The sequence below is a fragment of the Nostoc sp. genome (assembly GCF_036917775.1).
In the GTDB taxonomy this organism is placed as follows: Bacteria; Cyanobacteriota; Cyanobacteriia; order Cyanobacteriales; family Nostocaceae; genus Nostoc.
Genome location: NZ_JBALEQ010000071.1, coordinates 1 through 10,990, shown reverse-complemented (window position 1 = coordinate 10,990; position 10,990 = coordinate 1). Strand labels below are relative to the sequence as shown.

Sequence of the window (10,990 nt, the reverse complement as noted above, 5' to 3'; positions counted from 1 at the left end):
GGCGGATGCTTTCAGGCTGACAAGATAATATTTTTAACCTCTAATTCCATTTGGTCTGCTTTCTCTCATATCGCTTTTAGTCTAAACTCCAGTTGCTAAGTTCTCTTCAATAAAAAAACGCAAATATACGCATTCCGACGCAATTTCAGCGTTTGTATACGTATAAATGCGATAAAAGTAGAACAATTCCAGCTATATTTAATGGGCGTTGCTAAATCTAGGGATGAAATGCAAAGGAAAATTCAATAAAATCATCCTGTATTTATGCAACATCATTTAATGGACTAACGCGATCGCACGTTTCGTTAACGCTTCAGCAGTCAATCCATTAAATGCCATCAACTCACCAGCACTCGCGGTAGTCTCCCCACGCTTCCAAGCAAAGGTGTCGCGCTTGGCTGTACTCCGTAACAGAATAGGTTCCAGCATCCCCGCAGCGCCACCAGTCACCGCAATTAGCGCATCACCATCAAATAATTCGGCAAATGCTGCATCATCTAAGAAACCGCCTTCGGGTTCAGAACAAGTATCCCAAGCAGTATCATGGCTACGGTACAATTGCCGAGGATTGATCACAGAAACAATTTTGACACCAATACCTTCAGTTTCTAAGAAAGCCGCAGCTTCAAATACTGGCATTAATGTTAAATCGCCAATTACAGCAAATACAACTTGTCTATCACCAGCAACTTCATGCAATAGCACTGCACCATCGCGCAATCCTTGACGAGTTTGTTCTAAAGTTGTGCGAATTGGCAACGGCGATTTACTAGCTGTAATCACAACTCCCTTATTCTTAGTTTTCAACGCCCAATCATAACAGGCTTGAATACTATTAGCATCAGGCGGAAATAATGGGAAAACATTTCCATTTCGCATCAACGAAGCAAAGTAAGCTTCAATTTCTGGACGTTGGTGAGTCCAACCGTTGCGCCCTTGCTCTAATGCGCCTGCTGTGAATAAAGTAATAGTCGAGGGAGTTTGACGGCGTAATTCTGCCATTGCTTGGGTTACAGTTTGCCAAATTGGTAATCCGTTGATGGCAAAAGATTCGTAAGAACACCACAAAGTTCTTGCACCCATTAACGCTAAACCGGCAGCTAAACCGGCACAAGCATCTTCACTCAATGGTTCATAAACTTGTCCATTTGGTGCTTGGTTATATAAGTCATCGGTTGTGGGGTGGATAATCTTTAATGCTTGGTTGATATTAGCAATTCCAGATGCTTCGTTACCATCGGCGTTGGTGACAAGGAAATTCCGATCTTTATTTCCAACTATTCCTACCAATCGTCCCATCGCGGTTGTGGAAACTTTTGGTTCGCCACCAACTGCATATTCTTCTAAAGGTAATTCGCCTAATTCTGGCAATGGAAATTCAAATTCTGTCACCACAGTTTTTGCTGCTGGGCCACCACCGGCGCGTTCGGCATTTGTTCTAACTAATTGCCAAGCTTCCGCAGACAAAGCACGGGTTTGCAATGCACTAACAATATGCGGCGCATCCAACGTATCTTTAGGATACAAGTTGTGAGATTTTGCCCCGCGCGCGTGGACTCCTGCACCTTTGAGTTGTTTAATAATGAAGACGGTAAGCTTACCACCCAACGCCGATCGCGCTGCTTTATCTACACCCGAAAGTACTGCTTGCGTAAATTCTAGGCGTTTCTCGAAGGAAAAGGCGGTGCTATCAACGTAATCCCCTGGCTGGTTTTGATCGTCGAAATCTTTGGCATCCACTAACACGACTTCATCAAAACCGTTACCTTGCCAATATGCTTGCATCTGTTCGTTGGTTTTTAGGGAAACCATGCTGTGATGTTCTTGGCTGTAACCGTTCCACACTAACACCGGTAAGAAGTTGGTGGTAGCAGGATAAGCTGTATGGAAATGTGCGATCGCACTTACAATATAAGGCTCACCCAATCCACCATCCCCAACTGTAAAGGGGAACAGCTTATCTTTGTGCAATAGTGCAGCTGCCATTGCAAAGTGTTGCCCTTGTCCCAAAGGCCCCGCAGGTGCGAGAATACCGGGAATGTAACCAGAAAGGTGTCCTAAAAGTCCGTGCTTTTCTCGGAAGCGATCGCGCAATTGTTGGACTGTAAAAATTCCCATGTCCTCTAGCGAACGGTCCAAGAACATGGCACTATAAAATCCGGGGGCGTGGTGTCCGACTTCAGTAATAATGTTCTTGTATCCCAGCATGACAAGAGATGCGTAAGCTTCTGCTTGGCTGGCGAATCCGCCGGGATGCCCAGAAGCCTTGCTAGCGGTAACTTGTAAGGTTAGGTAGCGTAAGGCATCGGCAGCAAGTAAAGTTTGATATACAGATGCTTTATCTGTGGTCGATGCGATCGCTATTTTGCCCGACTCAATAGCAGGAGTTGCACCATAAGTTTCAAAATCTGGTAAAGCTTCACCAAAATATTGAATCCCTTCAGAAAAATTGGGAAGCGCTGAGGACGCCTTTGGGGAGATTGCAGTCATGCTGAGTACCTTTTAACGAATAGGTGAAACTGTAGATGCTCGTTGAATTTAACCAAAATTTTACATCTTCGAGGTTGTAACAGTTTATTGCTTTTGTGCAACGTTAGAATAAGTACTTTAAATGGTCAGGTAACCAAAATTTCAATTAGTTGAACTAGCAAAAATATTTAGCAGGAAAAAAATTTATGAAATTCCCAAATGGGCCGCAAACTCCAGCAGTTGTACAGGCGCTGCGTTGGATTGTTAATCCGATGTTATTTATGGAAGCTTGTGCCAAAAGCTATGGCGAGATTTTTACTCTCAGATTAGACAAAAATCTTCCTCCTTTGGTGATTGTCAGCAACCCCCAAGCGCAACAACAAATTTTGACAACTGATACCAAGGAATTGGAAGCACCTGGCGATCTGAATCAGCTGTTTGAACCTTTATTGGGTAAGCATTCTGTGATTACCATCAACGGTGCAGAACACCAGCGTCAACGCCAGTTGTTAATGCCTCCGTTTCACGGCGAAAGAATGCGAAACTATAGCCAAGTGATTACCGATGTCACCAAGCAAGTTATCAGCCAATACCAGATAGGTAAACCCTTTAATATTCGGTCTGCTGCTCAAGCTATTACCCTGCGGGTGATTATGCAAGCTGTATTTGGGCTACATGAAGGGCCTCGCGCCGAAAAACTACAGCATTTTTTGGGCGAGCTTTTGGAAAAGGCCAGTTCTCGTTTAAGTGTGGCTTTGCTTTATTTTCCAGCTTTTCAAAGGGATTTTGGGCCAATCAACTTTTGGGGAAACCAGATGCGCCTTCAACAAGAAGCTGACGAACTCCTCTACGAGGAAATTCGGGAACGTCGAGAAAAACCAGATTCATCACGCACGGATATTCTTAGCTTACTCATGGCTGCTAGAGATGAAGCCGGTCAACCCATGACCGATCAAGAATTGCGCGATGAATTGATGACTTTGTTAGTCGCTGGTCACGAAACTACAGCCACAGCTTTAGCATGGGCATTATACTGGATTCACAAAATACCATCAGTGCGCCAAAAGCTACTGCGAGAATTAGATAGCTTGGGCGATAACCCAGACCCCAGCACCGTTTTCAAATTACCTTATCTCAACGCTGTTTGTTCCGAGACATTGCGAATTTATCCAGTCGGTATAATAACTTTTCCCAGAAAAGTAAGAACACCGATATCGCTAGGTGGCTATGAATTAGAACCGGGTACAGTTCTAATTGGTTCTATTTATCTGACCCACCAACGGGAAGATATTTATCCAGAACCTAAGCAGTTTAAGCCAGAACGCTTTTTAGAACGGCAATTTTCTGCCTATGAATACTTACCCTTTGGCGGTGGTGCTAGACGCTGTATTGGGCTAGCATTTGCCCAGTTGGAAATGAAGCTAGCACTTGCTCAAATCCTTTCTAGTAAGGAATTAGAGCTAGTTACTAAAGGTGAAGTACGACCTAAACGCCGTGGTTTGGTGACAGGCCTAGATCGCCCCATTGAGATGGTTGTTAGGAGTCAACGTCAGATGAACTCTCCCATTTTACAGACAACCACTGTTTGATCTGGCGGGGGTTGATGGTTGCGTTCAGCAAATTTTCAACTTCCATCTATAGGATTTCTTGGTTGAGTGCAATAGAAACCTAAACCCCAACCCTTTTCATATAAGGGAAGGGGAGTAAAATTCAAAGCCTCTCTGCTAGTTTGGAGTGAGGTCAAAATCTATTGCATATAAACAAGAAGTGCTATATCTATTTAGATAGATTTTAAACTTAATAAATAATTAATAAAAGGGTTTGCGATCGCTGCTTCAATATCACAGTCTTATTTATAAATCACAAATTACCTATACCCCAATATAGATTTCCTCTTCAGAATTAGCATTTACAGTTACGAGTAAGAAGAAATTTAGGAGAATTACTAGTTCATGCCTGATGAGCATCGCTTAGAAGAACAATTTCTATCCCAAGAAGCTGAAAAACAAATATCCAATCAGCTAGATGAAGTAGAACAAATAGAAATAGATGTACAAACCGATTTGTTAAAAATACTTCAGGGACAGGCGGATGGGGTTTCAGTTACAGGTCAAGGATTAGTCATTAAAGAAGACATTCGCGTACAGGAAATAAAACTGCAAACGGATAGTATTGCCATCAATCCCTTTAGCGCTCTTTTTGGTCAAATAGAACTCAATGAGCCAGTAAATACCATTGCTCGCGTTATACTCACAGAAGTAGATATTAACCGTGCCTTGTCCTCAGAGTTTATTCTTAGCCAGATACAAAACTTTGAGTTGAATGTAGATGGGGAAATTGTCAGTTTTGAGCCAGAAGAAATTCAAGTATTTTTACCTGGTGATGGCAAAATAGAATTTAAGGGAAAGGTACTGTTAAAGGAAAAGGGAAATACTCGCCCTTTAGCTTACACTGCGATCGCTCGTCCACGCACTAATTCACAACCCGCTATGCTAGAGGGTTTTAATTGCACTGAGGGAGAGGGAATTTCAATAGAATTAATTACAGCATTCATCCAGAAAGCTAAAGAACTGATGAACACACCATCTTTTAAATGGGAAGATATATCGTTTTCTATCAAAGATATAGAAGTACAAAAGGGTACTTTAATACTTATGTTAGAAGCTCAAGTAAAGCAAATACCGTCATCATTACCTGTAATATCTCCTTAGTAGGATTGACACTAGTTAAAAATAATTTTTGTTACTGAGGGATGATGTAAATGTAATAAAATTTTTCTAATATTTATTTCAGAATACTACTTATTTCTAAATTCCAACTATGCAAGAGTATGATGTTGTGCTGATCGGTGCTGGACACAATGGGTTAGTTTGTGCGGCCTACTTGTTGAAAGCTGGTTATAGCGTCCTGTTATTGGAAAAGCGTTCTGTTCCAGGTGGTGCAGCAACAACTGAAGAATGTCTACCACAAGAGGCTCCTGGATTTAAATTTAACTTGTGCGCTATTGACCATGAATTTATTCACTTGGGGCCGGTTGTTGAAGAATTAGAACTAGAAAAATACGGCTTGCATTATTTGGAGTGCGATCCAGTTGTTTTCTGTCCTCATCCTGATGGTAAGTATTTCTTAGGACATAAGTCGGTGGAAAAGACTTGTGCAGAAATTGCCCGTTACAGTGAACGCGATGCCAAAAAATACGCAGAATTTGTAGATTTTTGGCAGCGAGCGCTAGGGGCAATGATTCCCATGTTTAATGCACCGCCAAAGTCAATTATAGACATCCTTGGTAACTACGACATTACAAAACTAAAAGATTTATTTTCAGTTATTGGTTCCCCTAACAAAACGCTGGACTTCATTCGCACGATGTTAACCAGCGCTGAAGATTTACTTAACGAGTGGTTTGATGAAGAATTTCTGAAAGCACCATTAGCCAGATTATCATCAGAACTTGGTGCGCCACCATCGCAAAAAACCCTTGCCATTGGTGCAATTATGATGGCGATGCGTCATAACCCTGGCATGGCCAGACCTCGCGGCGGAACTGGCGCACTTGTGCAAGCTTTAGTGAATTTAGTCACAAGTAAAGGTGGCGTTATTCTCACAGATCAGCACGTTGAAAAAGTTTTAATTGATGATGGCAAAGCTGTAGGTGTGCGGGTTGCTGGTGGTAAAGAATATCGTGCCAAATACGGGGTTATATCTAATATTGATGCCAAACGATTGTTCTTACAAATGACTGATAAAAGCGATGTTGATGGAGCCGACCCTGATTTATGGGAAAGATTAGAACGCCGCATCGTTAACAACAACGAAACCATTCTCAAAATAGACTTAGCTTTGGACGAACCACTGCATTTTCCACACCACGCTCACAAAGATGAATATCTCGTCGGTTCTATCTTAATTGCTGATTCTGTGGCTCATGTAGAACAGGCTCATAGTAAATGCACTTTGGGAGAGATTCCTGATGCTGACCCATCAATGTATGTGGTAATGCCTAGCTATTTAGATCCAACATTAGCACCACCAGGTAAGCACACTGTATGGATTGAGTATTTTGCCCCTTATCAAATTGCTGGTGCAGAAGGCACTGGTTTAAAAGGTACTGGGTGGACAGATGAATTGAAAAATAAAGTTGCAGATAGAGTGGTTGATAAATTGGCAGACTATGCACCAAATGTCAAAAATGCAACTATCGCTCGTCGTGTAGAAAGTCCAGCAGAACTAGGAGAAAGATTAGGTGCATACAAAGGGAATTATTACCATGTTGACATGACTTTAGATCAGATGATATTCTTCCGTCCCCTACCAGAAATAGCCAACTATAAAACGCCAATTGATAATCTATTTTTGACTGGTGCTGGTACTCATCCAGGTGGTTCAATTTCAGGAATGCCGGGACGCAATTGTGCCCGCGCCTTTTTACAGGCAAAACATCCTATTAGCCAAACTTTAAAGGATGCAAGAGATTCGATTAAGTCAACTGTCGAATCAGTGTTTGGAATTAATTAGCGGTTTTAAGTTGCATAATTTCAATCGCTAAAAAGACGCAAAGACGTAATTTGAATGATGATTATAGCAGTCCTAGATCATTCTTGAACAATAAGATCCCCGACTTCTTTGAGAAGTCGGGGATCTTAGTCTCTCGATTTTCACAACTCATTTAGGATTGCTATAGCTTAGATAAGTACTTGCAAAGTAAAGCAATTAACATCATTGTCTAGCGAAAGACTATTACGATCGCCTATGGCGGATAGTACACCATTGCACTCTTAGAAAATTACCAAACACTTGCGATGTCAACACCAGGCGACATTTACACAATATCTACAGCAACATAAATAATTGTTTTTTTAATGAAATAGGTACTAAGTAATTGCTTTATGTATATTTAATATGATAATCTAGCCTACGCTTGATTTTAATAAACATCTATGCGTAGTCAACAAGGCTCTTTCTGAACAGATAAGTGAATTAATGGGTAAAAAGTAGTGTATTTTGATAATACTCAAAAAAGAACAAATTTTAACATCATCTCATAAGTTTTGTAGGTACAGCATGATTGTTCAGCGCTGCTTCGTTGCATCTGGTTTGATAGCTTTTTTTGCATTTGGTTGTAGTGGTGGGGCAAACTCATCAATAGAAAATACTACACAAGTTGTCCAAGAAAGTAATGTAACCCAGCTTTTCATAGAAGCGAAGGCTACCCAAAAAGCAGAAGACTTTTTTCATCAAGGTAATAATTTATTAGATGGACAACGTTATGAAGATGCAATAAAAGTATACGACAAAGCGATCGCCATCAAAGTTGAGAGTTCTGAAGCTTGGATTAACCGTGGCATAGCTTTAACATCGTTGCAACGCTACAAAGATGCTCTTGCATCCTATGATAGAGCGATCGCCATCAAACCCAACAAATATGAAGCCTGGTATAATCGTGGCATAGCTTTGACATCGTTGCAGCGCTACAAAGACGCTATTGCATCTTACGACAAAGCGATCGCTATCCAACCCAACAAATATCAAGCCTTAATTAACCGAGGCATTGCACTGACAAAGCTACACCGCTACAAGGATGCGATCGCATCTTATGATAGAGCGATCGTTATTAAGCAAGATTTGCACCAAGCATATTACAACAAAGCTTGCTCTTATGCTTTACAAAGCAATCTCGAATTAGCAATTGAGAACCTAGACAAAGCAATCGAGCTTGTTCCTGATAAATACAAGAAATTAGCAAAAACTGACCCAGATTTTAGCAAAGTGCGTAGTGAAAAGCAGTTTCAGGAATTAGTGCAATAGTATTTTATCAGCACCTCTCAGTGTAGAATATAAGCCTGCTGTAGAAAGGATTTTTTCTTGAGCGGTTTACGGTTAGACATGAAAAAATTGTTAATCACCGGGGTAAGTGGTTTTTTAGGATGGCATCTTTGCCAGCTTGCAATACCAGAATGGGAGATTTATGGCACTTATTTATCCCATCCTTTAGAGATTCCTGGCATTAAAACGTTAAAAGCGAACTTAACAAATTTTCAGGAATTGAAACGCATATTTAATGATGTCAAACCAGAAGCAGTTATTCATACTGCTGCACATTCGCAACCAAATTTTTGTCAAACCAACCCCAAAGAATCGCACGCAATTAACGTCATCGCATCCTGCAATATTGCCGGACTTTGTGCAGATAATTCTATTCCTTGTGCTTTTACCTCAACTGACTTAGTTTTTGATGGCTTAAATGCCCCTTATCAAGAAACAGATGCCGTGTGTCCTGTCAATCTTTACGGTGAGCAAAAATCCATAGCTGAAGCAGATATGCTAGAAAGGTATCCCATGACCGCAGTGTGTCGAATGCCATTAATGTTTGGTGCAGAAACACCCACAGCTAAAAGCTTTATTCAGCCATTTATTGAGACTTTACAAGCAGAAAAAGAACTAAGTTTATTTATAGATGAATTTCGCACACCAGTAAGTGGAACAACCGCCGCCAAAGGACTTTTATTAGCATTAGAAAAAGTCAACGGTATCATTCACTTAGGTGGCAAAGAGCGGATTTCGCGTTATGATTTTGGACAAATATTAGTAGAAGTATTTCAGCTTCCTAGCACTGGACTGAAATCCTGCCGACAACAAGATGTGAAAATGGCAGCACCTAGACCAGCAGATGTTTCTTTGGATAGTTCCAAAGCATTTGCATTGGGGTATCAGCCATTATCTGTAAGGGAAGAATTGCAGGAATTAATCAATAGTCAATAATCAGATTGTATTTGTTGTGTACCTAACCAGTGACGGAAGCTGGAATGATAGAGACTATAATGGATTTCTCCATCAATTTGTTCTTGGTGTAAGAATTCAAGCCAACTTTCTAGAACTTCTTCAACTTCGTATTCATCTGTATTGATTATATTAACTATAGTATCTACAGATATTGCTTTTTCTTGCTGTATTAAGACATTTAAGACATCTGTGCTATGTTCCGTCCCTTGTTCGGGTGTAAACATTTTGTGTAAATGCTGCTGATAATATGCTTCTAAACCAGGTGGGAGTTGATTGTACTCGAAAGATTCAGGGTAGAAGTTGTCTGCCATCGCACCTATGATCTGGCTAACATACATAAAATTATTTTCGCTCAAAGTGGTGATGCGATCGCAAAAATCTTCCTCATTAATCTGGTGATTACTCAGCCAAGATTTAAGATTCCCCCTAACCCCCATTAACAAGGGCGAAATATTGCCCCCCTTCTCAAGGGGGGTTGGGGGGATCTCTTGAGGGGTTAGGTAATTTTGAATATAAGCTTGAATATCCCGCCGATTTTCTTCTGGATAATCTGCCAAATCAAGACTTTGCGACGGCGTTTCAATTAATAAACCCGACTTCTCGCGCAAGAAAGGTCTACGAGTGAGGAGGAAATAGACTTTATCCGGGAGATAGCGGGGGAGATAAAACAGATTTGTACTAGGTGGTTGACTATTGCGGTCAATGCAATTCAACCCATCAATGGCAATTATCAGTTTTTGATGAGATTCTAACTCATCGCTGATTTGCTGGAGAAGACTAGAGAAAAACCAACTTCCCTCTGTGGCGTTATTAGGGAGAGAGGTGTAATTAAGCGAGTATTGATTAATGAGTTGGGTGCAGATATTTATGAGAAATTCGTCAGCACGATTTTTACCCTCAAGTTCGGCATTGTAATAAATAACTTGAGGATTGTTTGTCACATATTTGGTGAGAATGGCACTTTTACCGCTACCGGGTGCGCCAATGATAGTGAAGTAACCCTGGTTATGGCGGTGCAGAAAGTTGTTAATAGCCGTGAAGACAAATTCACGACCGACAAAGTTGTGGCTTTTTTCTTGAATGATTTGCTCAAACTCCCTTGGATGTCCTCTGGAATTGATTGCAGTGGGTGGTTTGGGTGGTGAGTTCATAATTTTGGACAATAATTAAAAGATAAGGCAACAGTGGAGGTGATCATGACTGTACAATTGCTAAGACGGAAATTCACAGTTGAGCAATATCATAAGATGGTTGAGTCGGGGATTCTCACAGAGGATGACCGGGTGCAACTGATACGGGGAGAAATTATTGAGATGTCACCTATTGGGACAAAACACGCTGCTTGTGTGAAGTGCTTAAACAAACTCTTGTCTCGCAAGTTAAGGGATAGGGTTCTCGTTGCTATTCAAGATCCTGTAGTGTTGAACAATAATTCAGAACCTCAGCCAGATGTGGCATTACTCAAACTTCGTGATGATTTCTACGCCACTGCACACCCCCAACCACAAGATATTTTTTTACTAATTGAAGTTTCTGATTCGACTATCGTGTATGACCGGGAAGTGAAAATTCCTTTATATGCAGAAGCAAACATAATTGAAGTTTGCTTAGTAGATATTAACGAGCAAATTGTAGAAGTTTATCAACAACTGGAGTTTAGACTAAGCCATGCAAAATGACCCAGCAGGGCTGAGTTAATCAGAGACTTAGCAAAAGTATGAATAATCTTAGGTATTAAACA

General features: G+C 40.9%; 8 protein-coding genes. 6 read left to right on the top strand and 2 right to left on the bottom strand.

Annotation, left to right across the window (positions count from 1 at the left end; translation table 11 throughout):
- Window positions 1-276: 276 nt before the first annotated feature.
- Window positions 277-2,490: a phosphoketolase gene (locus V7K69_RS12860; protein ID WP_335034854.1), complete on the bottom strand. Its 2,214-nt coding sequence runs from the start codon at window positions 2,488-2,490 to the stop codon at window positions 277-279.
- A 185-nt stretch (window positions 2,491-2,675) separates the two neighbouring features.
- Between V7K69_RS12860 and V7K69_RS12855 the strand changes: the two genes are divergently transcribed.
- The 5 genes from V7K69_RS12855 to V7K69_RS12835 all read left to right on the top strand — a co-directional run bounded on the left by V7K69_RS12855 (window position 2,676) and on the right by V7K69_RS12835 (window position 9,228).
- Window positions 2,676-4,058 (top strand): cytochrome P450, encoded by a 1,383-nt coding sequence (locus V7K69_RS12855; RefSeq protein WP_335034852.1) that lies wholly within the window; start codon window positions 2,676-2,678, stop codon window positions 4,056-4,058.
- Between the two features lie 363 nt (window positions 4,059-4,421).
- Window positions 4,422-5,180 carry an LmeA family phospholipid-binding protein gene (locus V7K69_RS12850; protein ID WP_335034850.1) on the top strand — a complete coding sequence of 253 codons (759 nt, stop codon included), beginning with the start codon at window positions 4,422-4,424 and terminating at the stop codon, window positions 5,178-5,180.
- A 109-nt stretch (window positions 5,181-5,289) separates the two neighbouring features.
- The gene (gene crtO, locus V7K69_RS12845) at window positions 5,290-6,984 is read left to right on the top strand and encodes a beta-carotene ketolase CrtO (RefSeq protein WP_335034848.1); all 1,695 of its coding nucleotides are present in this window, start codon (window positions 5,290-5,292) and stop codon (window positions 6,982-6,984) included.
- 546 nt (window positions 6,985-7,530) lie between these two features.
- Entirely contained in the window at window positions 7,531-8,274 is a 744-nt protein-coding gene (locus V7K69_RS12840; protein WP_335034846.1) for a tetratricopeptide repeat protein, read from the top strand.
- 78 nt (window positions 8,275-8,352) lie between these two features.
- Window positions 8,353-9,228 carry an SDR family oxidoreductase gene (locus tag V7K69_RS12835; RefSeq protein ID WP_335034844.1) on the top strand — a complete coding sequence of 292 codons (876 nt, stop codon included), beginning with the start codon at window positions 8,353-8,355 and terminating at the stop codon, window positions 9,226-9,228.
- On the opposite strand, the gene V7K69_RS12830 is transcribed toward V7K69_RS12835, so the two are convergent.
- Window positions 9,222-10,400, bottom strand: coding sequence for an ATP-binding protein (locus V7K69_RS12830; protein ID WP_335034842.1), 1,179 nt, complete (start codon window positions 10,398-10,400; stop codon window positions 9,222-9,224). The genes V7K69_RS12835 and V7K69_RS12830 overlap by 7 nt on opposite strands.
- Before the next feature lie 45 nt (window positions 10,401-10,445).
- Between V7K69_RS12830 and V7K69_RS12825 the strand changes: the two genes are divergently transcribed.
- Window positions 10,446-10,928: a Uma2 family endonuclease gene (locus tag V7K69_RS12825; protein WP_335034840.1), complete on the top strand. Its 483-nt coding sequence runs from the start codon at window positions 10,446-10,448 to the stop codon at window positions 10,926-10,928.
- The last annotated feature ends 62 nt before the right edge of the window (window positions 10,929-10,990 follow it).

What these genes read in the sequence shown, in the direction of transcription:
- V7K69_RS12825 (WP_335034840.1), top strand. Translation starts at nt 10,446, where the DNA reads ATGACTGTACAATTGCTAAGACGGAAATTCACAGTTGAGCAATATCAT.
- V7K69_RS12850 (WP_335034850.1), top strand. Translation starts at nt 4,422, where the DNA reads ATGCCTGATGAGCATCGCTTAGAAGAACAATTTCTATCCCAAGAAGCT.
- V7K69_RS12860 (WP_335034854.1), bottom strand. Translation starts at nt 2,490, where the DNA reads ATGACTGCAATCTCCCCAAAGGCGTCCTCAGCGCTTCCCAATTTTTCT.
- crtO (WP_335034848.1), top strand. Translation starts at nt 5,290, where the DNA reads ATGCAAGAGTATGATGTTGTGCTGATCGGTGCTGGACACAATGGGTTA.
- V7K69_RS12855 (WP_335034852.1), top strand. Translation starts at nt 2,676, where the DNA reads ATGAAATTCCCAAATGGGCCGCAAACTCCAGCAGTTGTACAGGCGCTG.
- V7K69_RS12830 (WP_335034842.1), bottom strand. Translation starts at nt 10,400, where the DNA reads ATGAACTCACCACCCAAACCACCCACTGCAATCAATTCCAGAGGACAT.
- V7K69_RS12840 (WP_335034846.1), top strand. Translation starts at nt 7,531, where the DNA reads ATGATTGTTCAGCGCTGCTTCGTTGCATCTGGTTTGATAGCTTTTTTT.
- V7K69_RS12835 (WP_335034844.1), top strand. Translation starts at nt 8,353, where the DNA reads ATGAAAAAATTGTTAATCACCGGGGTAAGTGGTTTTTTAGGATGGCAT.